Below are 20,047 nucleotides of genomic sequence, written 5' to 3' on the forward strand. Positions count from 1 at the left end.
AATCAACGGCCGGTTAACTATTGCTCCCGGCCTTACCCAGCCAGGAAAATTGTGTTTGCGAACCGATATGGGGCCCTTAACAAATGTTTCAACCGTTGAGCACGCCATTCCTTCACAAATTCTCCAGCCGATGTTTGCAAACAGCAAAAACCCTGTATATATTCACAGTCACTGTATGTAATCACAGTATTCAGGAATCGAGCGGAGGATATCTGCATGCTCACACAGCTCACCGTCTCCAATTACGCTATTGCCGAGCGGGTTGAACTTCAGTTTGGAAAAGGCATGACAGCCCTTACCGGGGAAACCGGCGCGGGCAAGTCCATCGTACTGGATGCCCTGGGCCTGGCCATGGGGGGCCGTGCGGATGCCGGTGCCGTACGGCATGGTGCCAAACGCGCAGATATCACCGCCACCTTTGATGTCTCCGCAATCGCCGAAGCCAGGCAATGGCTGGAAGAACACGAGCTGGATGACGAGAACGAATGCATCCTGCGCCGGGTTATCAGCAAGGATGGCCGCTCCCGCGCCTACATCAATGGTCAGCCCTGCCCCCTCGCGCACCTGAAAGATCTGGGCAGCGCCCTGATGGACATCCACAGCCAGCACCAACACCAGTCACTGCTCCGTAAGGAAACCCACCGCAAACTGCTGGACGAATTTGCTGCTGCTGAAACCCTTGCGGACGAGACCAAAGAGGCCTGGAAAATCTGGCACAAAACTCACCAGCGGCTGACCGAGCGCCGGCAGAACGCGGACGAAGCCGAAGCCCGCCTGCAATTACTGCGGTACCAGGTGGAAGAACTTGACCGGCTGGCCCTGGAAGAAGGAGAGCAGGAGCTGCTGGAGAAGGAACAGGAACAGCTGAGCCACGCAGACGCCGTTCTGCATGGCAGCCACCAGGCCACCCTGCTGTGCACCGAAGATGACAATAGCGCCGCGAACCTTGTTCGGCAGGCGCTACAGCAACTGGAACAATTGCCGGTGGAAGTACCGGCATTGGCAGAAACCATCCAGATGCTGAATGAAGCCCAGATCCAGATTACCGAGGCCGGCGATAACCTGCGCCACTTCGTAGAAGATTACGACGCAGATCCCGCCAGGCTGACCGAAGTAGAGGAGCGCCTGAGCGCCATTTACCAGATGGCCCGTAAACACCGGATCGCTCCCGAGGCTCTGCCTGAATTCCACCAGACTCTCAGTGCAGAACTGGCCTCACTGGATGATGGCGAAGGCAGCGTTGAAAAGCTGGAAGCGGAACTGGAAGCACAGCTTGGCCAGTTCAACGAGCTGGCCAGACAACTGTCAGGAGCGCGCCAGCAGGGCGCCGCGAATCTGGACCAGCGGATTGCCGAAGAGCTGGCCCAGTTGAGCATGCCGGCCGTGCAGTTTGTCACCCACCTGAATCGCAACAAGGGCGACGAACCGGCACCCCATGGCCTGGAGGACATCGAATTCCTGGTCAGCGCCAACCCCGGTCAGCCAGCGCGACCCTTGGCCAAGGTAGCCTCGGGTGGCGAACTGTCGCGCATCAGTCTGGCTATCCAGGTAGTGGTTGCTCAAACCTCTACCACGCCCACCTTGGTATTCGACGAGGTTGATGTGGGCATTGGCGGGGGTACGGCGGAAGTGGTGGGGCGCTTACTGAGAAGCCTTGGCGACAACGGGCAGGTTCTGTGCGTAACGCATCTTGCCCAGGTAGCCGCCCAATGCCACCAGCACCTGTTCGTCAGTAAGTTTACGGAAGCTGACGCCACCTACTCGAAAATCGAATCGCTGGATGACAATGGCAGGGTAAGCGAAGTGGCGCGGATGCTGGGCGGGGTTGATATGACCGAACACACCATTGCCCACGCCCACGAAATGTTCACGAAGGGCCAGGCCACTCATCACTGAAGACATGCAGAAATCAGGCGCATTCCCCTCTCGATCCTGAGAGTTGTTGGGGCGGGTTAACACCCGCCCCTTTTTTAATTCGAATTCAGCCCTGGCCAGCTCCCGGCAATCAGGACTTGATAGGCTTTACGTACAGAATCAGGCTATGGTCGACGATCTCATAGCCGCGCTCCCTGGCAATCTTCTGTTGCCGCTCCTCGATAACTTCGTCGACGAACTCAATAACTTCACCGGTCTGCGTGCAGACCATATGGTCGTGGTGGTCGTCACCAGCCATCTCGAAGACCGCATGACCACCCTCGAAGTTATGGCGTAGAACCAGGCCCGCAGCCTCAAACTGGGTCAGCACCCGGTACACCGTCGCCAGGCCCACGTCATCGCCCTGTTCCAGCAGTTTTTTGTAGACATCCTCGGCACTGAGGTGATGTTCCTCGGAGTTTTCCAGAATATTGAAGATTTTCACTCTCGGAAGAGTGACTTTCAGCCCGACTTTTCGCAATTCGGTGTTTTCGGATGACATGTTACGATTCACTCTTTGGTGTGCTTCACGGCTTCCGGTATGATGGAGCCGCATGTTAACGGTCAGACCGTGTCACACCTGCCCCTGGCAGGCGATTTCAAGATAGAGGATTTCCCCCGGCGATGCAAAAGATCACAGCTCTCATTCTCACTCTCATCATGACTGGCTGTGCGTTCCCAGGCGTGTACAAGATAAATGTACAACAGGGAAACATACTCACTGACGAAGAGCTGACTTCACTGACCGAAGGCATGTCCCGCAGCCAGGTTCATTCCGTGCTGGGAACACCGCTGATGACCAATCCGGCCGATCCTTCCCGTGAATACTACGTTTACACGTTCCAGCGCCGCGGAGGCGACATCAAGGAACAGCGGGTTATTGTGTACTACGAAAACGAGCAGTATTCGTATTACGAAGCACAACTGCAGGATGAAACACCAGCGTACTGAGCCGGCCTCAAGCCTTCTTCTTTGCCCGGTTCAGCCGGGCCTGCTTGGGATCGATTTTCAGCGGCCGGTAGATCTCCACCCGGTCGCCATCCCGCAACTCATGATCAGACGGATTCTTGATCACCTTCCCAAAGATACCCATATCGTCCTTGTCCGGATCAATTTCCGGAAACACAGCGGCAATACCTGAACGCTTCACCGCCTCTACCGCAGATGTGCCCTGCTCCACCTGTAGATGGATGATTTCCTGTTTGTCTGGCCGGGCGAACGCTACTTCCACGTTGATCACGCCCCACCCCCTTTATAAAGCTCGTCTGCTCGCCGACAAAAAGCGTCCACCATTGTAGTGGCAGCCTGATTGAATACCGGCCCGAACGTCATCCGCGAAAGGGAGCCGGAAAACTCAAATTCCAGGGTGAGGATAACCTTGCAGGCATTGTCATCAAGAGATTTGAAGTGCCAGCGTCCACTCAGATTCCGAAACGGCCCGTCCACCAGATTCATTTCGATGGTATCCGGCATTAAAAGCTGGTTACGAGTGGTCAGACGATGGCGAATTCCACCCTTGGCGATATCCATGGAAGCCACGATCTGATTACCCGTCTCTTCATGAATTTCGGTGTCGGCGCACCAGGGGAGAAATTCGGGGTAACGGGCTACGTCGTTGACCAGGTGAAACATGCGGTCTGCCGGGTGCATAACCAGCGCGGTTTTATCGATCTGATGGGGCATTGGAGGCGAACGTCCTGCTTTTGCAAACTTTAATAGATGACACTGCGGGAGTCTTACCAGCGAAGTCAGCCTTGATCAGACGCTATGATAAAGGATCTCGCCGTCGTTGGGACCACCCTCGCCCCCATTTGCGCCATCCTCTTCACTGCCACCTTCCTTTTCCGAAGGCTCGGTGCCGTCCTCCTGATCAGCGTCGCTCTCCTTTTTTTCAGGGGTATCTGCCCCCTGTGCTTCCGGAGGAGCGGCCCCGGAGTCTTCCCCGCCCGCCGGCTCTCGAGCTATTGCCTCTGCCGGACCACACCAGAGCGCCACACTTCCACTATTGCACATAGCCGCCAGGGAGACAGCCGTGTATTGAATACCGATATATGCAACGACCAGGGGCAGCACCAGCCGCATTACCCAGAACCATATACCCCGGAACAGCCCGGGCGCCCTGCCCAGAATGGTGAAGGTCAGGTTACGGGTAAGGCACCAGCCGGTAAAAGCCGCCACCAGGACACTCACCAACGGAATCAACAGGCCACCGGTAGCCAGCTCCAGCCACCGGAAAACGGTTCCGCCAGCGAAACGGACTTCTGACCAGATATTGAAGGACAGCAAAGACCCGAGCCCGACCAGCCAGACCAGCACCCCCATCAAAAATACCGACCATCCCCGCGGAGCCCCTGTCCATTCACGAAACCACCCCACCACCGGCTCCAACAGGGCAAGCGAGGTGGTCCATACAATCATCACCACAACCAGGAACACGGTCGCAATCAGGAACTGACTGCCTGGCAGGTCCGATAGTGCCACCGGCAGCGAAAGGAAAAGCAGGCCAAAACCGCGCTCTCCTTCCATGGAGTGCCCTCCCGGCACCAGCGAATAGATCGCCAGGCCGGCAACAATGGCGATCAGGGTATCCATCAGGACCACTGCGACCACTGAGCGCTTCAGGTGCGTGCCAGCCGGCGTATAGGCACCAAACAGCGTCCACACCCCCATACCCAGCCCCAGCGTAAAAAACGCATGAAACAGGGCAGCCTGCAGGCTCTCCGTCGTTACATCATCAGGGTGGAAACTGAGCATGAAGTTGGACGCACTGCGAAACTCACCCGTCCATACTGCCAGGCCACAGAGCACCAGCAGCATCAGTAACATCGCCGGAGCCACTACCCGCACAGCGCGTTCAACTCCGTCAACAACACCCTGCATCGAGACCCAGATAACCAGCAGCAGGAAGAACCCGTGCCATGCCATGAAGATCCGATAGTCCTTCGGATCAGACACCAGCGCAGACAGCAGACCGGCTGCCTCCGCCTCCCCGGTACCCATAAAACGTCCCATGGCGCCATAAAACACGTATGCCAGGGCAATGGCACCAAAAACGGCGGTAAAGGAAAGCACCAGAAATGCAGCCAGAATGCCGAACCGGCCTGCCCAGACCCACCCACGGGAACACCGGGCTCTGCGCACATACCCATCCATAGCCAGCACCAGACCATGGCGGGAATGGCGCCCCATGGCCGACTCGGTGACCATCAGAGGCAGGGTTACCAGCACCAGACAGAGCAGATAGAGCAGAATGAACAGCCCGCCGCCATGGTTGCCGGCCAGATAGGGAAACTGCCATACATTAGCCAGACCAAAGGTCGCCCCTGTTGCAGCCCAGAAAAAGGTAGTTGGCCGGGTCCAGGACCCGATTGGAGTTTCGTATGGAGTAGGCATTCCATTCCCTGACGACATCTGAGGGGACATTGTAGCGGAGGAATTACGCCCCATACGACTATCAATGCAGCCAATCACGCCGATTTCGTGACCAGTCTGGCACTACTGAGCTACAATGCGCGCTTTTCCGGCATGAATACGCCCGGTAAATTCCTTGTCCGACTCCGGATCACCGATTCATGAGCAAGAAGAAACCCGGCGCGCCAAGCGCCACTATTGCCCTGAACAAAAAGGCAAAACACGAATACCACATCGAGGAACGCTTCGAGGCCGGTCTGGCACTGCTGGGCTGGGAAGTGAAATCCCTGCGGGCCGGTAAGGCGCAGCTGACCGATGCCTACGTACTGCTGAAGGACGGCGAAGCCTGGCTGCTCGGCTCCCACATCACACCGCTGATTACCGCGTCCACCCACGTGATTGCGGACCCGACCCGCACCCGCAAGCTGCTACTGCACGCCAAGGAAATCGGCAAGATCGTTGGCAAGGTGAACCAGGCGGGTTACACCTGCATTCCGCTGGCACTCTACTGGAAGAAGAACAAGGTAAAGTGCGAAATTGCCCTGGTGAAAGGCAAGAAGCTGTTCGACAAACGCGCCACCGAGAAAGAGCGGGACTGGAATCGCCAGAAACAGCGCATCCTGCGCGATACCAACCTCTGAGCACGAAGCCGCACATAACGCGAAATTTCTGACACCGGTCATGGGCGCGCCTGGCCGGTGTGTCGCATACTCACTCTCTTTGTTCAGATTTCCAACAGACCTATACTCGGAAATTCCGGTGCATGGCAGAGGGAGAGCTTATGTCACCTAAACAGACACCCATGTCCGCCGTTGACCACGCGTGGCTGAGAATGGACACGCCTCAGAATCACATGGTGATCTGCGGAGTGTGGATGCTTGACCGCCCCGTTTCCATGAGCCGCCTCAGGCACACGATTGAGGAGCGCTTCCTCTGCTTCGACCGCTTCCGGCAACGAGTTGTCGATGTTGGAGACCGGGCCTGCTGGCAGGATGACCCCCTGTTTGACCTGGATAACCACCTCCACCAGATCGCGCTGCCGGGCAAAGCTGATAAAGCCGAGCTACAGAAACTGGTCAGCGACCTAAACAGCACTTCTCTGGATTTTCGGCAGCCGCTCTGGCAAATGCATTACATCGACAATTATGAAGGTGGCAGCGCACTGTTGATTCGTGTCCACCATTGTATTGCCGACGGCATCTCGCTGGTTCGGGTCATGCTGTCACTGACTGATAAAACGCCAGAACCAAAACTCAGCAAAGTGGTGTCAAAGCGCCATTCAAGACCGCGCAAGCGATCCGCATTCCAGCAACTACTCCACCGCACGGTGGACAACCTCCAGACCGCCACAAACCAGGGGAGGCTGTTCATTCAGTCCGTTCGTGAAGAGCCTAATTACCCCCTTAAACTGGCCTCGACCGCCAGCGCCGTGGCCCTGGACATTATCAAACTCGGCCTGGCCCCCATTGAACCCAAAACCGGGTTGAAAGAACCTCTTTCCGGACGCAAACAGGTTGCCTGGGCAGACCCTCTGGAGCTGGCCGACGTAAAAGCCTGCGCCAAGGCACTGGGTGGCACCATTAATGATGTACTGCTGTGTACAGTCACCGGTGCTCTGCATCGGCATTTTGCAGCGCATCAGGAAGCCATCCCGGAATGCGGAATTCGCGTTGCCGTTCCTTTTAACTTGCGGCCTCTTGACCAACCCATCGAAACCCTCGGCAACAAGTTCGGACTGGTGTTGGTTACCCTGCCGGTGGAAGTCGAGGACCCAATCATGTGTTTCCGGCAGGTACAGGAGAATATGAACCGGCTTAAGCGGTCTTACCAGGCCCAGGTTACCTACAGCCTGCTGGATTTATTTGGCCGCGGCCCTGATGTTATTGAACGGCGGGCCCTGGACCTGCTAAGCAACAAAGCCTCCGCAGTACTGACCAACGTGCCTGGACCCAAATATGCCCTGTACCTGGCGGGCAGCAAGCTGACACAACCCATGTTCTGGGTGCCTCAGAGCGGCAATATCGGCATCGGCATGAGCATTCTCAGCTACGACGGCACTGTGCAGTTCGGCATTACCGTCGATAAAGCCATCCACGCCGACCCGGATGCAGTAATGAACTACTTCCTGCAAAGCTTTCAAGCTCTGAATCATGCGGCCCTTGCGGGCCGCCAGGGCGCCCCCAAACGCAGGAAAGAGAAAGTGGCGTAGGTACAACTACAGGCCAAAAGCACAAAACAACAACAAACAACCCTTGAAGTCCGGCAAATCGGACACATATACTGAGCATAAGGGGACGACATGGCTTCGACGCTGGTGGCGAACCCTTGGGTGCATGTCGAGATGGCAGCCAATCTCGTTAATCCAAAGCTGCAACGCAATAGTCGCAAACGACGAAAACTACGCACTAGCAGCGTAAGCTGCTAGTCGTCCTGACTGGGTCGCCCGTAGCCCAGAGCTACATCTCAGGACGTCATCGCTTACGGGATGCTCCGTTATCCAGAGTTCACTGGCTAACGGCTAAGATTCAAAGAACTCGGTTCTTGCACCCTGGCTCTCGGGTCGCTTGAACTTAAATCAATAGAGAGACGCTAAGCATGTAGATCTCAAGGCTGAGTACTGGCGGACGCGGGTTCAATTCCCGCCGTCTCCACCAACCAACCGAAAAGGCCCCTGAAACGGGGCCTTTTTTTATGCTTCATTTTGACGTTTTGACGCGCATACCATCCGCAGCAATCTCTTCACCCTCCCCCACCTTCTCCAAGCTCGCCGGTGACTTTATCGGCTCCACCAACAACGGTTCCCTGATGCTGGTTTTCAACAGGTTTTGGAGTGGATCTGTGTTTGTCAGGTGTGGGTCCAGCCACATATCGAAGTCTTCCGGTTTGAGCATCAGTGGAATGCTCTTCGGATGGATGTGGCTGAACCTGGGGTGTGGCGGCAGGGTGATGATGGTGTATGAGGGAACTATATCCCCCTCGAAATCCCAGAGTTCATACAGGCCTGCGAAGGCTATAGCACTCTTAACGGGATGGATGTTGTAGCACTGCTTATGCCCTTTCTCTCCGGCCCATTCGTGGAAACCGCTGGCCGGGATGATGGCCCTCTGGGAGTGAAACCGTTTTTTCCAGAGCGGACTGGTTCCCAGGCTTCCCGATCGGGCGTTGAAGGTGCTGTATTTTGGTGAGGGACGATAGCCGGAGCGATCTGGCTTGCGTTCTATTAGCAGTGACCAGAGAGCGTCTTGCAGCGTTCGCCCCTGATTGGTTTCGTAGACGATCTGGCCTTTGGCACCTGGTGCTATATTGAGTCGGGTTTGGGCGCGAATGGGGATGCCCAGTATTTCAAGGAGATCCTGGACCAGAGGGTCGTCGATAACGTTGTATCGGCCGCACATATTTCACCTCGACTATTCCTGGTCTCCTCAGTTAAGGCCTGCGCGCTTAAGAGCGCAAGAGGCATCGCGATAATTACCGCGTTGGTCTTTCGTTCAGTGCGCCCCTTACCACCAGCTAGCCCGGCTCCGCCCTCTCAATCGGCGGTTGCGCGAACGGCTGGACTGGCCAACCACTCATGTCCTTTCAGCATTCCATGCCAATAGAGAGTGGGCAGTTGCTTCGCTTTAAGCCACCAGGCCGCTTTCGTGGCTTTGGTGCCGTCGTTAATCCACTTTGGAAAGCTCGGCTGCAGAACACCGCCGTAACCGAATTCCGCCAGCACAATCTTGCCATTCTCCACCGTGAGGGGGCAGGAGCCATAGCCCAGGTACGCTGCGCGCAGCGGTTCATTACGCAGGCTGGCAATCAGGTTTTCAGCCACAACCGGTGCCTGCTTGCGAACCGCGGCGGCGGTTTTGGCATTGCCGGTACCGCTGACGTCACCTAGGCCGAAGATATCGGGATAGGTTTTGTGGCGCAGGGTGTCATCTTCCAGATCCAGCCAGCCGCCTTCGTTGGCCAACGCGGATTCCCGGATGAACCTGGGCGCGCGCTGGGGTGGCACCGCGTGCAGCATATCAAATTCCACTTCCCGCTCCTGGCTGCTGCCATCCCCATCGGTATTGCGGAACACGGCGGTTCTGGCAGGGCCGTTTACCGCCACCAGAGTACTCTGGAAATTCAGATCAATACCGTACTTTTCAATATAGGCTTCCAGCGCGGGCACGTAATCCGGGACCCCAAACAGCACCGCACCGGCATTGTGGAACTGGATATCCAGATCATTCAGCACACCATGCCTTAGCCAGTAGTCGGAAGACAGGTACATGGCTTTCTGGGGGGCACCGGCACACTTGATCGGCATGGGGGGCTGGCTGAACAGTGCGCGGCCTTGCTTGAGATTCTGCACCATCTCCCAGGTGTAACTGGCCATGCCTTCGCGATAGTTGGATGTGACGCCGTTCGAACCCAACGCCGTTTCAAGGCCCTCGATACCGCCCCAGTTGAGCTCCAGCCCCGGCGCCAGAACCAGCGCCTTGTAACCAATGGACGAGCCGTCATCCAGTTCCACCTGATGGAGATCCTGATTAACGGCGGTTACTCCCTTCTGATACCAGGACACAAAGCTGGGCATCACTTCTGACATGGCTTTGGAGGTCACTTCCGGCCGGAAAACGCCACCTCCGACCATCGTCCAGCCCGGCTGATAGTGGTGCCTTGTAGCCGGTTCGATGATGGCAATATCAAGATTCCGGTCCCTTTTTTGAATGCTGGCCGCGACCGAAATGCCAGCGGCGCCACCGCCGACGATCAATACCGTATGGGTTTTGAACTCGCCCCTGGGTGTTGTTGTGTTACTGATCATGCATCGAACCTCTTGTCTTTGTGTGGTGCTCATGACGCTTGAGATAAGTCAAAGCCTACCAAACAAACGGTTCTATCGTTAGATTTTTTATTTATATGCGAGCCCTGGTCACTGCTTCGCATTCATATAATTAGTCATTACCAATCAAGTTTTATTGTCCGATTGTTTTTAAGCATTACATGCATTGCCTTGGGCAATTGGAAAGATAAACCTAATAGCTATAACCTAATAACCATAGAGCAAAACCCAAGCGCTTTCAGACGAGGAGGACGCGCTCATGAACATTTTCCAGAATTCCCCTGCAACCAGACCAGGCACTCCTGATGTGGCGGGTTTTTTCGATCCCCGCACCTTCAGCGTTCAGTACGTGGTCAGCGACCCCGATACAAAACAATGTGTCATTATCGATCCGGTTCTGGACTACGACGAAAAATCCGGCGCCACAGCAACCCACCATGCGTATGAGTTGTTGGCGTACGTTCGCAGGCAGGGCTTTTCAGTGCAGTGGGTGCTGGACACACATCCCCACGCCGATCACTTCTCGGCGGCTCAGTATCTGAAGGAACAGACCGGCGCTCCAACGGCCATCGGCGGCTATGTGACCGGTGTTCAGGAGCTGTGGAAAGGTATCTATAACTGGCCGGACTTCCCCGCCGACGGGTCCCAGTGGGATCATCTGTTCCGTGCCGGCGATGAGTTCCGGGTGGGTGAACTGAAGGGCCGTGTAATGTTTTCCCCGGGCCACACCCTGGCCTCTGTCACCTATGTGATTGGTGATGCGGCATTCGTGCACGACACTATTTTCCAGCCGGATTTCGGAACCGCCCGTGCCGATTTCCCGGGTGGCGATGCCCATCAGTTGTGGGAGTCCATTCAGGGCATTCTCGCGCTGCCGGACGATACCCGCCTATTCACTGGCCACGATTACATGCCCGGTGGCCGCGAGCCCCAGTGGGAGAGCACTGTGCGGGAACAGAAGCAGGCCAACAAGCACCTGGCCGGCACCACGGAAGAACAGTATGTGCACCTGCGCAATGAGCGCGACAGCGAGTTGCCCATGCCCAAGCTGATTCTCCATGCCCTTCAGGTAAATACCCGGGGTGGGCGGCTGCCGGAACCTGAGGCCAACGGCAAGCGTTATCTGAAGATTCCTTTGAATGCCCTGGAGGGCGCTGCCTGGGAGTAATGATGTGCAGTAACCGGAAACAACCCCTTTTTGCCGGGCTTCATAGCCCGGCTTTTTTTTAGCCAGATCCGGATAAGGGGCGCGAAAGTGACTTTGTCACTGAAGAGGACGCTGAGGCCACGTAGTCTGGGCATGACATCTATCGATCAACTGAAGAAGGAGTCTTTGCCATGATCAAATCTTTCAAGGCCCTGGCGGCCGCCGCTCTGATTGCGCTTGTACCGATCAGCGTTCATGCTGATAACCACAAAGAGGCTATTGAAGAAGTACTGGTCATCCTCTCCAGCGATTCCCTGCAGACCCAGGGTATGGCCATGGTGTTATCCAATACCATGGCCGAGCAGGGTGCTAAAGTTAATGTACTGCTGTGTGATAAGGCGGGAGACCTGGCACTGAAATCCTATGAAGCGCCAGCGCTGAAACCAAAAGATCTCACGCCTGGCCAGATGCTTCGCGGATTGCTCAAGAAAGGCGGTGAAGCAAAAGTTTGTGCCTTGTACCTGCCCAACAGCGACAACGGCAAGGAAGACCTGATTGACGGTGTTGGTGTTGCGATGCCCCCGGAGATGACTGGACAGATGCTGAATCCGAAGATGCGAACATTCACATTCTGATCCTGCTTGTCGGAATGCCCGGGCAAACCACCCGGGCATTCCTCGTTTAATCAAGAGCCAGAGGTAACCAGATGACTGAGGTGCGCTCCTCCCGATTACAGAATTTTCCGATTTCCTGGTTCGCTGTGATCATGGGGATGAGCGGATTCAGCATTGCCTGGCACCAGGCGGAAGACTTACTGGGACTTTCTGTGAGTCCCAGCCCGATTCTGCTTGGGCTCACCATCACCGCATTTTTGGTGCTGCTACTGTGCTACCTGGCCAAGGCTGTTAAATATCCGGATCAGGTAAAAGCGGAGTTTACCCATCCCATTAAGCTCAACTTCTTCCCGACCATATCCATCGGCCTTATCCTGTTAAGTGTCGCGCTTCTGCCCTACAGTAACGGTCTCTCCCTGACCTGCTGGGCCATCGGGGCTGCATTGCACCTTTGCTTTACCCTTTATGTACTGTCGGCCTGGATACACCAGACCCACTTCGAGGTTGCTCACATCAACCCGGCCTGGTTTATCCCCATCGTTGGTAACATTCTGGTACCCATTGCGGGTGTCGGGCATGCCTCTCCCGAGATCTCCTGGTTTTTCTTCAGCATCGGGCTGGTTTTCTGGCTGGTGTTGCTGACCATTATTTTCTACCGGATGTTCTTTCACCAGCCACTGCCGGCCAAGTTGCTACCCACTCTGTTTATCCTGATCGCACCACCTGCTGCAGGCTTTGTTTCATGGTTCCAGCTGGTTGGCGAGATCAACGCGTTTGGCCGCGTGCTCTACTACGTTGCGATCTTCCTGACACTCATGCTGCTGACCCAGGTAACCCGATTCCTGCGGCTGGAGTTCTTCCTGTCGTGGTGGGCCTACTCGTTCCCGATGGCCGCCATCACTATTGCGACCTTCCTGATGTACGAACAGCTGCAGCTACCCTTTTTCAAATGGTTGGGTGTGGCTCTGCTGGCGTTACTGACGGTTCTGATTGCGGTTTTGATAAGCAAGACAGCCCAGGCCGTGCGGCACCGGGCGATCTGCATAGAGGACTAGCGGGAATCTTCCAGATCCTCATAACCCGTGACCATGGGTTTGATCAGGCTGGTCAGCTTCGGGCCCATGGTTGCCATGTACACATGGGCAATAATGAATATCAGCATCGCGAAGGCGGCTGCGGTATGAATCAAAGCTACCGTCTCCAGCGCCAGCACGCCCGAAAGTGTTGCCGGCCAGTCACTGTAGAACAGGTAAAGCAGACCGCTGAGCCAGATGACCGGTGTAATCATCAGCTTGAAAAACAAATAGGCCAGCCGTTGCAGCGGGTTGTGCTTGGCCCGCGTGGTTTTACGGTACGGATGCGCTTCACCGGTAAAGGTACCGATCAGGTAGTAGCGCATGACCGCGAACAATCCGTTTTTCGTGGGGATGTATTGTCGCCATTCTCCCGTGGTGATGTGCCAGAAAATGGCAAACAGCCACAGGATGATCAATGCCCAGGCGGCAAGGGTATGCAGCCGGGCTGCCTCTCCAAAGCCAAGCACCGAATAGCTGCCGTGAATCTCGAAACCGGTAAACAGCAGTGAGAATATCAGCAGTGCCTGGAACCAGTGCCAGAACCGCTCGAAACGCTTGTAGATCATTACCCGGCTCATGACGACTTCCTCCCCTTGAGCACAATCCTTGCCAGACCATGAAGCACCACGCCCGCCAGAGTCAGAGCCACCAGCAACCAGCCGACGCGATCCAGCCAGCGGTTACCGTTATGCCCCGGCATATAGATTCCTGGAAGACCCGCCAGGCGGCTGTTACTGGCATGGCAGGAGGCGCAATCCAGTGCCTGTTCCGCCGGTGGCACCATATGGGTGACAGGCCAGTGCATGGTGGTTTCGATGAAGTCGTAATTGCCGCTGAAAGGCATACCGGACATTTCGCTTCCCGCCATCAAGGCTTTTGGCCAACTGAAGTTGCTCCACAGTGACGTGTCGTCGGCGCCGAACACATGGGTAGCCAGCAGAGTTTCCCGTTCGGTGTCATAGGGCTGCTTGCCCTCCATCACCTTGAACGGCCAGATGCGCGAGCCGGGATCGTCCGGGCTCCCCTCTACCCGGTTGATGGCGACAGGCGGGTGCTCCACATCCAGCCGCTCGTCCACCAGGGTATATTTCACCGTGCCGTCGAACCAGGCGTAGGTGGGCACCACATTTTCCCCGTGGCGGAAGTTCCCTTTTTCACTCAGATAACTGGGGTGGCCGTGCTCATCGTACTCGGTAATCGGGCCCCCGTTTTCATCCAGCCTGCCGGCGGTGGACCAGTCCCACCAGGTCTTGGTGGGAACTCCGCCGCGGGCGAATTCCGGCACATGACAGGTCTGGCAGGCCAGGGTATCGACATGGTCGTTGAGTTTCTGTTGCGGATGGGGCGAATCGCCATGGCAGGACTGGCAACTGGCGCGGCTGAAATCCGTGTGCCCGGGCACATCAATGCCCAGGGTATCGGCGGCAGTGGCCTGGTATCGGCTACCGGCCACCTGATGGCCCCAGCTGGTGTGGCAGTCGGCACAGGCAAAATCCAACCCGTCTGGTGACATGTGAACATCCAGCGTCCGCGGTGGGTCCACCAGAGAGGAGTCCAGGTCTCCGTGTTTTACGCCATCACCGCCGCCACCATAGAAGTGACAGCTTCCACAGTTGGCGCGGCCACTGGCGCCGACGTTCTGCGCTATGTTTTCCAGGTCCGGCGGTTGAACCATTATCCCACTGCCCTTGGGCCATTCCCGGGGCTTGTCAGTGGGATAACCCGCCAGGGTGGGAAACTTCCAGTAATCACCGGTGGTGTCATGGCACACGAGGCAATCGACAGCGTTGTCTGCGGTGGGCGGTGGCTGCCCCATGTCTTGCCAGCCGTAACCCACATGGCATGAGGTACAACGTGGCTCATTAGTGATTGCCATTCCGCAAAAGCTGTTTATGACCTCGCTTTTGCCGAGCGTCTGCCCGGTTTCAGGGTGTTCATAGGTCCAGGTCCAGTGCGTGGTTTCCCGGATCTGTTCACCGGCCTCGGTATGACAGCCAAGGCAGGCTTCCGTGACGTCCCGGGCGTTCTGGAACGGCCCTTCTAGCGCCTCGAATTTGCTGTGATCAGCAGTGGCGGGCGGACGCTCGGCCCCAGAAACAGCAAAGCCGGAGCAAATCAATGCTCCGGCCAGCACTATTCGGGCACCAGGCCTGCCAAAACGAACCAGATATTTCCAGCCCGGTATTTTCACGTGTTCTCCTCCATGATCCCGGCCCCGGGACCACCAGAAGTATCGACAAACCCCCTGTTACTGCGGCTTCAGAGTCGTTAACCTACAGACCGCCATTATGGGCGATAAATTTTCTGTGGATTGAGTGTCATGGACCATGGCAGGCCCTCGTTCTGCCAGCCGTTGACGATTCTCATGCCTTTTTTCTTGCCGTCTTTGGCGCCACTGCCCTGGAAACCATGATCGATGTATTTCACGTTGGTGAAGCCACGCTCCAACAGATAATCAGCGCTTGGCTTCCCGCGGGTAGCCCCGGAGCGACACATGGTGATGATCAGGGCATCCTTGTCCAGGCCCTTTTCCTCCAGGGCCTTTTCCACATCAGCCACGAAATCCGGATTGGTGTTCATGGCAAACCGGCCCTTGTCGGCAAGAAACTCAGAGCGGTCGACCAGCTTGAAGGGAATGTTCTTGTCGATCACATCGGTATAGCCGATAAACATGATCTCCACCGGGTCCCGGACATCCACAAACAGAATCTCGTCACCCTGCTCCTGAACCATGTCATAGGTCTGCTGGGGTGTGAGAGAAAGGGCGTCCTCGGCGTGGGCATTGAAGCTGAGAACCAGTGCCAATAAAAAGCCGAACATTAAGCGTGTCATTTCATTTCTCCTGAATCGGACTTTCCCGACCGTTTATTCAACATACTCCCGAGATACAGGACTTCTCAAGCACGGTAATAAGCTTATAACCCCGAGCTTGACCCTGATCAAAAAGGCAAAGGGCGTGTGCCAACCGGCAGGCGCCCTTTGTATCCGTCAAACCAATCAGAGCCTGGTTGTGCGGAGGTAGGGACGGATCTCGTTCCAGCCATTAGGGAACAGGTCCTTGGCGTCCTCGTTGGAGATGGAGGGCGGAATGATCACGTCGTCACCCTTGCGCCAGTCGGCGGGCAGGGCACAGTTGTTCGCGTCGCCGGTCTGGAGCGCATCAATCACCCGCAGGATCTCATCGAAGTTCCGGCCCACAGCCATCGGATAGGTCATGGTCAGGCGGATCTTCTTGTTCGGGTCGATAATGAATACGCTGCGTACGGCTGCCGTCTCGCTCTCACCGGCATGAATCATCTCGTACAGCTCGGCCACTTTATGGTCGGCATCAGCGACGATCGGGAACTGCAGGTCGCAGTTCTGGGTATCGTTGACGTCTTCGATCCACTTGACGTGTTCTTCAACGGTGTCAGTGGACAAACCCAGCGGCTTCACGTTGCGGGCCTCAAATTCCTTCGCCAGTTGGGCGGTGCGGCCCATTTCGGTGGTGCACACCGGCGTGAAATCGGCCGGGTGGCTGAAGAAGAATACCCAGGAATCCCCTGCCCAGTCGTGGAAATTGATCTGGCCTGCGGTGCTGTCAATGGTAAAGTTCGGTGCGGTATCGCCAAGTCTTAAAGTCACGGTGAATCTCCTCGGGTTTTGCTGGTGGAGGCGGGGGTGCCCCTCAAGTCAGAATAACCATACCTTGTTTACTCTCACTTATGCATCATAGTTATATCTATAGATCAAATAGATTTATCAAATCACCTGTCACACCGTAAAGGCCCAATGAATCCATCGCAATGCGCTCCAGGTCGATCAGGGCAGGCCTGTGTCGCTATAATTCAAGGCGACCCGGATGGATTAGCGGTATACAGCATGTATAGAGACCACAATGAAGCGACGAATATGGAACAGCTTCTGGACCAGATCCGTGAGTCGACGACGGGAGCTGACCAGGTGACGGTGCGCGACATCCTCAATGGTGTGGGAGAACGCTCATTCGGGCCGGTCGTGTTGTTTGCAGGGCTGATTACCATCGCACCCTTGATCGGGGATATTCCGGGTGTTCCGACAATTCTGGGCCTGGTGGTTTTGCTGACACTCGGGCAACTGCTGTTCCAGAGGAATTCCATCTGGCTGCCATCCTGGATAGCGCGGCGCTCGGTTCCACAGGACAAACTACTGAAAGGGCTGGACTGGCTGCAAAAGCCGGCACGGTTTCTCGACAGGTGGACCGGCCCACGGCTGGTTTTTCTCGTTGACGGGCCGGGGCTCTATGTCATGGCGATCATTTGCATGGCCGTAGCCATGGGCATGCCCCTGATGGAGGTGGTGCCCTTCAGTGCCAATGGCGCTGGCGCAGCGCTCATAGCGTTCGGTCTGGCTATTGTGGCACGGGACGGAGTGCTGGCTATTCTGGCGACATCATTCACGCTGGTGACCGGTTGGGTCGTGGTCACCAGCCTCGCGGCTTAGCCCGCCGACTATTGGGCGCTGTCTTTCAGGTCTTCAAAAAACCTGTTGGTGCGCCCACTGATTTCATCCAGTTTGGCAGACCACGTTTGCTGGTAGCTGTTGAAGGACTCGTCACTCAACTGCGAAAAACGTGCGCCGGCCTCGGCCAGTGCCCGGGAGCTGTCGGCGAAAGCGTCAAAATCCGGTTCGTCGAGTCTGTTGCTGCTCTGGTTGAGGTCTGCAGCGGTTTGCTGCAAGGCACTCCGATCGCGGGCGGGGGCCTGTTGGTTCTCTTCCAGGGCTTCTTCGACGGACTTTTCAAGCTCTTCCATAAACTCCTGCAAGGCACGGCCATAGCTTTCGATGACCTGTTCGGCCTTGCGGCTTGCTTCGTCCGAGTAGGCGCGGAATTCGCGGGCCATTGCGTCCATCTGGAGGGTCAGGTCGTCAGAGGACTGGCTGAAGGTCGCCGACAGACGCTCACCCAGCCTGTTGATCTCACCCATCAGGCCATCCAGCGGTGACGGGTTCATGATGGCCTTTCCGGTACGATCATAATCGACCAGCCATTCACCGTTCTGTTGCACAAGATAGGTCATCACTTCCAGGCGCTCACCAGAAGCACCGTTCTCGGACGGAAGGCGGGTAACAATGGAGGCTTCGCGCTCTTCGATAATAACCCGTCCGAAGTCCGGCACGGTTTCAAACCAGTCGCGGCCATAACGGTCGAAGGCAGAGGGGTCGGCAAGCGTGGACAGATCGACGACGGCATCGGCGTCGTCTTCGGCCATGGCCTGCCAGAACTCCGCGGCCACTTCCTGGGGTGTTTCCGGTTTACTGCACCCGGCGGCAATAGCCATCACCAGCGACAGTAACGCCACCTTCAACCACGCGTAAGTCATCCAATCGCCCTCAACCTGATGTCAGTTCAGAGCGAATAATACTACATCGGCTACAGGTTGCAGGTCAGTTTTACCAATTCTTCATCAAACACGCGGCGGTTTTCACTGTAGTCCACAGGCACATTGATCAGGTGCACGCCGCCTGCAGCAAGGGCCTTCTTCAAGGTGGGCTGCAGGTCTTCGGTGCGCGCGATGTTATGGCCAGCGGCGCCATAGGCATCGGCGTACTTCACGAAATCCGGATTGTTGTAATCCAGCCCGAAATTCGCGAAGCCTTCCTGGGACTGTTTCCACTTGATCATGCCGTAGGCATTGTCGTTGATGATCAGTATGACCAGGTTGAGTTTCAGCCGCACGGCGGTTTCCAGTTCCTGGCTATTCATCATGAAACCGCCGTCGCCGCACACCGCCATGACTTTCAGGTGCGGGTACAGCATGGCAGCCATCATGGCACTGGGCAGACCGGCCCCCATGGAGGCCAGGGCGTTATCCAGCAACACGGTGTTGTTGTCGTATGCCGGATAATTGCGGGCAAACCAGAGTTTGTACATACCGTTGTCCAGCGCAATGATGCCATCCTCCGGCATGACCTGGCGTACGTCGTGAACAATGCGCTGGGGGATGACAGGGAAGCGGCTGTCATCAATTTTTTTCGCCAGATGGCTGTCCACAGAGGCTTTTACTTCCATAAACCGGCTGAAATCATGGGACGAGCATTGGCCGCATTGCTCCGCGAGGTATTCGACGCTGTTGGCGATATCCCCCACTACTTCGTGCTGCGGGAAGTAGACCGGGTCTACATCGGCCCCGCTGAAGTTCACGTGGATAACCTGCTTGCCGCCCGGCTGCATGAAGAAGGGCGGCTTCTCGACGACGTCATGCCCCACATTGATCACCAGGTCGGCGTGGTCGATGGCACAGTGCACGAAGTCGCCGGCAGAGAGCGCAGCGTTGCCCAGATAGCGGGGATGACGCTCGTCCACCACGCCCTTGCCCATCTGGGTGGTGAAAAACGGAATACCGGTGACATTCACCAGATGGATCAGTGCCTGGGACACCCGTTTCCGGTTAGCGCCGGCACCTATCATGATCAGGGGGTGCCTGGATTTTCTGATCATGTCGCAGGCGGTATCCAGGCTCTTGGTACTGGCCGACGGCCGGCGAGCGTCACTGGGCTCGAAGATATGGGTATCGGCGTCCGCCATTTCCGAGGCGATGTCCTCCGGCAGTTCCAGGTGAACTGCACCCGGGCGCTCTTCAGAAGCCAGGCGGAAGGCTTCCCGTACTTTCGCGGGAATGGTGTTGGCGTTGCTGATCTGGCGGGTGTATTTGGTGAGGGGACGCATGAGGTCCACCACATCCAGAATCTGGAATAACCCCTGTTTGGATGACTTGATGGGCTTCTGCCCGGAAATCATCATCATGGGCATACCGCCAAGCTGGGCGTAGGCAGCCGCCGTTACCAGGTTGGTGGCGCCGGGGCCGAGGGTCGACAGGCAAACACCCACCCGTCCGGTCAGCCGCCCATAGGTGGCGGCCATAAAACCGGCTGCCTGTTCGTGGCGGTTGAGTATCAGCTCAATGCTGGATTCGCGCAGGGCCTCCAGAAGGTCCAGGTTTTCCTCCCCCGGTACCGCGAAGATATAGCGAACACCTTCGTTTTCCAGGGCATGAACAAACAACTCTGCACCGTTGCGGCGGTTATCGGCCTGTGCGGTCATCCT

The 20,047-nt window shown here is 56.5% G+C and carries 20 protein-coding genes and 1 other RNA gene; 9 read left to right on the forward strand and 12 right to left on the reverse strand.

Features of this window, described 5'->3' with window-relative positions; genetic code table 11:
• The first annotated feature begins 216 nt into the window (after nucleotides 1–216).
• Complete coding sequence (recN, locus tag FO268_RS04450; protein ID WP_150990166.1) at nucleotides 217–1,896, forward strand: DNA repair protein RecN; 1,680 nt, start codon at nucleotides 217–219, stop codon at nucleotides 1,894–1,896.
• A gap of 109 nt (nucleotides 1,897–2,005) precedes the next feature.
• On the opposite strand, the gene fur is transcribed toward recN, so the two are convergent.
• A complete protein-coding gene (gene fur, locus FO268_RS04455) occupies nucleotides 2,006–2,416 on the reverse strand; it encodes a ferric iron uptake transcriptional regulator (protein WP_150990169.1) in 411 nt (136 codons plus the stop codon).
• Between the two features lie 122 nt (nucleotides 2,417–2,538).
• Between fur and FO268_RS04460 the strand changes: the two genes are divergently transcribed.
• Nucleotides 2,539–2,865: an outer membrane protein assembly factor BamE gene (locus FO268_RS04460; RefSeq protein ID WP_150990172.1), complete on the forward strand. Its 327-nt coding sequence runs from the start codon at nucleotides 2,539–2,541 to the stop codon at nucleotides 2,863–2,865.
• A 7-nt stretch (nucleotides 2,866–2,872) separates the two neighbouring features.
• On the opposite strand, the gene FO268_RS04465 is transcribed toward FO268_RS04460, so the two are convergent.
• From FO268_RS04465 to FO268_RS04475, 3 genes are all read right to left on the reverse strand, one after another.
• Nucleotides 2,873–3,151: an RnfH family protein gene (locus tag FO268_RS04465; protein WP_150991653.1), complete on the reverse strand. Its 279-nt coding sequence runs from the start codon at nucleotides 3,149–3,151 to the stop codon at nucleotides 2,873–2,875.
• Nucleotides 3,151–3,597: a type II toxin-antitoxin system RatA family toxin gene (locus FO268_RS04470; RefSeq protein ID WP_150990175.1), complete on the reverse strand. Its 447-nt coding sequence runs from the start codon at nucleotides 3,595–3,597 to the stop codon at nucleotides 3,151–3,153. The genes FO268_RS04465 and FO268_RS04470 overlap by 1 nt, the downstream gene beginning before the upstream one ends.
• 75 nt (nucleotides 3,598–3,672) lie before the next feature.
• A complete protein-coding gene (locus FO268_RS04475; RefSeq protein ID WP_150990178.1) occupies nucleotides 3,673–5,307 on the reverse strand; it encodes a sodium-dependent transporter in 1,635 nt (544 codons plus the stop codon).
• A 179-nt stretch (nucleotides 5,308–5,486) separates the two neighbouring features.
• Between FO268_RS04475 and smpB the strand changes: the two genes are divergently transcribed.
• The 3 genes from smpB (at nucleotide 5,487) to ssrA (ending at nucleotide 7,979) form a co-directional block, all read left to right on the forward strand.
• A complete protein-coding gene (gene smpB / locus FO268_RS04480) occupies nucleotides 5,487–5,966 on the forward strand; it encodes an SsrA-binding protein SmpB (protein WP_137435843.1) in 480 nt (159 codons plus the stop codon).
• A 140-nt stretch (nucleotides 5,967–6,106) separates the two neighbouring features.
• Nucleotides 6,107–7,534: a WS/DGAT/MGAT family O-acyltransferase gene (locus tag FO268_RS04485; RefSeq protein WP_150990180.1), complete on the forward strand. Its 1,428-nt coding sequence runs from the start codon at nucleotides 6,107–6,109 to the stop codon at nucleotides 7,532–7,534.
• Between the two features lie 81 nt (nucleotides 7,535–7,615).
• Nucleotides 7,616–7,979, forward strand: a transfer-messenger RNA (tmRNA) gene (ssrA, locus tag FO268_RS04490).
• Between the two features lie 42 nt (nucleotides 7,980–8,021).
• Here the strand turns inward: ssrA and FO268_RS04495 are convergent.
• Together FO268_RS04495 and FO268_RS04500 are read right to left on the reverse strand one after the other, a co-directional pair.
• On the reverse strand, nucleotides 8,022–8,720 hold the full coding sequence (locus FO268_RS04495) for an SOS response-associated peptidase (protein WP_150990183.1): 699 nt from the start codon (nucleotides 8,718–8,720) through the stop codon (nucleotides 8,022–8,024).
• A gap of 134 nt (nucleotides 8,721–8,854) precedes the next feature.
• Entirely contained in the window at nucleotides 8,855–10,126 is a 1,272-nt protein-coding gene (locus FO268_RS04500; RefSeq protein ID WP_150990186.1) for an NAD(P)/FAD-dependent oxidoreductase, read from the reverse strand.
• A 277-nt stretch (nucleotides 10,127–10,403) separates the two neighbouring features.
• Between FO268_RS04500 and FO268_RS04505 the strand changes: the two genes are divergently transcribed.
• The 3 genes from FO268_RS04505 (at nucleotide 10,404) to FO268_RS04515 (ending at nucleotide 12,960) form a co-directional block, all read left to right on the forward strand.
• Nucleotides 10,404–11,312, forward strand: coding sequence for an MBL fold metallo-hydrolase (locus tag FO268_RS04505; RefSeq protein ID WP_150990189.1), 909 nt, complete (start codon nucleotides 10,404–10,406; stop codon nucleotides 11,310–11,312).
• A gap of 170 nt (nucleotides 11,313–11,482) precedes the next feature.
• A complete protein-coding gene (locus FO268_RS04510; protein ID WP_150990192.1) occupies nucleotides 11,483–11,926 on the forward strand; it encodes a hypothetical protein in 444 nt (147 codons plus the stop codon).
• 71 nt (nucleotides 11,927–11,997) lie between these two features.
• Nucleotides 11,998–12,960: an SLAC1 anion channel family protein gene (locus FO268_RS04515; protein WP_150990195.1), complete on the forward strand. Its 963-nt coding sequence runs from the start codon at nucleotides 11,998–12,000 to the stop codon at nucleotides 12,958–12,960.
• Here FO268_RS04515 and FO268_RS04520 read toward each other — a convergent pair.
• The 4 genes from FO268_RS04520 to FO268_RS04535 all read right to left on the reverse strand — a co-directional run bounded on the left by FO268_RS04520 (nucleotide 12,957) and on the right by FO268_RS04535 (nucleotide 16,605).
• Nucleotides 12,957–13,559, reverse strand: coding sequence for a cytochrome b/b6 domain-containing protein (locus tag FO268_RS04520; protein WP_150990198.1), 603 nt, complete (start codon nucleotides 13,557–13,559; stop codon nucleotides 12,957–12,959). The two genes, FO268_RS04515 and FO268_RS04520, sit on opposite strands and share 4 nt — an antisense overlap.
• Complete coding sequence (locus FO268_RS04525; RefSeq protein ID WP_225316498.1) at nucleotides 13,556–15,172, reverse strand: tetrathionate reductase family octaheme c-type cytochrome; 1,617 nt, start codon at nucleotides 15,170–15,172, stop codon at nucleotides 13,556–13,558. The genes FO268_RS04520 and FO268_RS04525 overlap by 4 nt, the downstream gene beginning before the upstream one ends.
• Before the next feature lie 95 nt (nucleotides 15,173–15,267).
• A complete protein-coding gene (locus FO268_RS04530; protein ID WP_150990201.1) occupies nucleotides 15,268–15,813 on the reverse strand; it encodes a rhodanese-like domain-containing protein in 546 nt (181 codons plus the stop codon).
• Between the two features lie 165 nt (nucleotides 15,814–15,978).
• Nucleotides 15,979–16,605 (reverse strand): peroxiredoxin, encoded by a 627-nt coding sequence (locus tag FO268_RS04535; protein ID WP_150990204.1) that lies wholly within the window; start codon nucleotides 16,603–16,605, stop codon nucleotides 15,979–15,981.
• A gap of 237 nt (nucleotides 16,606–16,842) precedes the next feature.
• Here FO268_RS04535 and FO268_RS04540 point away from each other — a divergent pair, with 237 nt between their 5' ends.
• Entirely contained in the window at nucleotides 16,843–17,442 is a 600-nt protein-coding gene (locus FO268_RS04540) for an exopolysaccharide biosynthesis protein (RefSeq protein ID WP_150990207.1), read from the forward strand.
• Between the two features lie 8 nt (nucleotides 17,443–17,450).
• On the opposite strand, the gene FO268_RS04545 is transcribed toward FO268_RS04540, so the two are convergent.
• A complete protein-coding gene (locus tag FO268_RS04545) occupies nucleotides 17,451–18,323 on the reverse strand; it encodes a hypothetical protein (protein ID WP_150990209.1) in 873 nt (290 codons plus the stop codon).
• A 50-nt stretch (nucleotides 18,324–18,373) separates the two neighbouring features.
• Nucleotides 18,374–20,044 carry an acetolactate synthase large subunit gene (locus FO268_RS04550; RefSeq protein ID WP_150990211.1) on the reverse strand — a complete coding sequence of 557 codons (1,671 nt, stop codon included), beginning with the start codon at nucleotides 20,042–20,044 and terminating at the stop codon, nucleotides 18,374–18,376.
• Nucleotides 20,045–20,047: the final 3 nt, after the last annotated feature.

Origin of the sequence: Marinobacter denitrificans (assembly GCF_008795955.1) — a bacterium.
Lineage (GTDB): Bacteria > Pseudomonadota > Gammaproteobacteria > Pseudomonadales > Oleiphilaceae > Marinobacter > Marinobacter denitrificans.

Excerpts from the sequence above, each read along its gene's own strand:
- FO268_RS04470 (WP_150990175.1), bottom strand. The coding sequence starts at position 3,597 with ATGCCCCATCAGATCGATAAAACCGCGCTGGTTATGCACCCGGCAGAC.
- recN (WP_150990166.1), top strand. The coding sequence starts at position 217 with ATGCTCACACAGCTCACCGTCTCCAATTACGCTATTGCCGAGCGGGTT.
- FO268_RS04530 (WP_150990201.1), bottom strand. The coding sequence starts at position 15,813 with ATGACACGCTTAATGTTCGGCTTTTTATTGGCACTGGTTCTCAGCTTC.
- FO268_RS04545 (WP_150990209.1), bottom strand. The coding sequence starts at position 18,323 with ATGACTTACGCGTGGTTGAAGGTGGCGTTACTGTCGCTGGTGATGGCT.
- smpB (WP_137435843.1), top strand. The coding sequence starts at position 5,487 with ATGAGCAAGAAGAAACCCGGCGCGCCAAGCGCCACTATTGCCCTGAAC.
- FO268_RS04495 (WP_150990183.1), bottom strand. The coding sequence starts at position 8,720 with ATGTGCGGCCGATACAACGTTATCGACGACCCTCTGGTCCAGGATCTC.
- FO268_RS04520 (WP_150990198.1), bottom strand. The coding sequence starts at position 13,559 with ATGAGCCGGGTAATGATCTACAAGCGTTTCGAGCGGTTCTGGCACTGG.
- FO268_RS04510 (WP_150990192.1), top strand. The coding sequence starts at position 11,483 with ATGATCAAATCTTTCAAGGCCCTGGCGGCCGCCGCTCTGATTGCGCTT.
- FO268_RS04475 (WP_150990178.1), bottom strand. The coding sequence starts at position 5,307 with ATGCCTACTCCATACGAAACTCCAATCGGGTCCTGGACCCGGCCAACT.
- FO268_RS04515 (WP_150990195.1), top strand. The coding sequence starts at position 11,998 with ATGACTGAGGTGCGCTCCTCCCGATTACAGAATTTTCCGATTTCCTGG.
- FO268_RS04505 (WP_150990189.1), top strand. The coding sequence starts at position 10,404 with ATGAACATTTTCCAGAATTCCCCTGCAACCAGACCAGGCACTCCTGAT.
- FO268_RS04485 (WP_150990180.1), top strand. The coding sequence starts at position 6,107 with ATGTCACCTAAACAGACACCCATGTCCGCCGTTGACCACGCGTGGCTG.
- FO268_RS04500 (WP_150990186.1), bottom strand. The coding sequence starts at position 10,126 with ATGATCAGTAACACAACAACACCCAGGGGCGAGTTCAAAACCCATACG.
- fur (WP_150990169.1), bottom strand. The coding sequence starts at position 2,416 with ATGTCATCCGAAAACACCGAATTGCGAAAAGTCGGGCTGAAAGTCACT.
- FO268_RS04460 (WP_150990172.1), top strand. The coding sequence starts at position 2,539 with ATGCAAAAGATCACAGCTCTCATTCTCACTCTCATCATGACTGGCTGT.
- FO268_RS04550 (WP_150990211.1), bottom strand. The coding sequence starts at position 20,044 with ATGACCGCACAGGCCGATAACCGCCGCAACGGTGCAGAGTTGTTTGTT.
- FO268_RS04540 (WP_150990207.1), top strand. The coding sequence starts at position 16,843 with ATGTATAGAGACCACAATGAAGCGACGAATATGGAACAGCTTCTGGAC.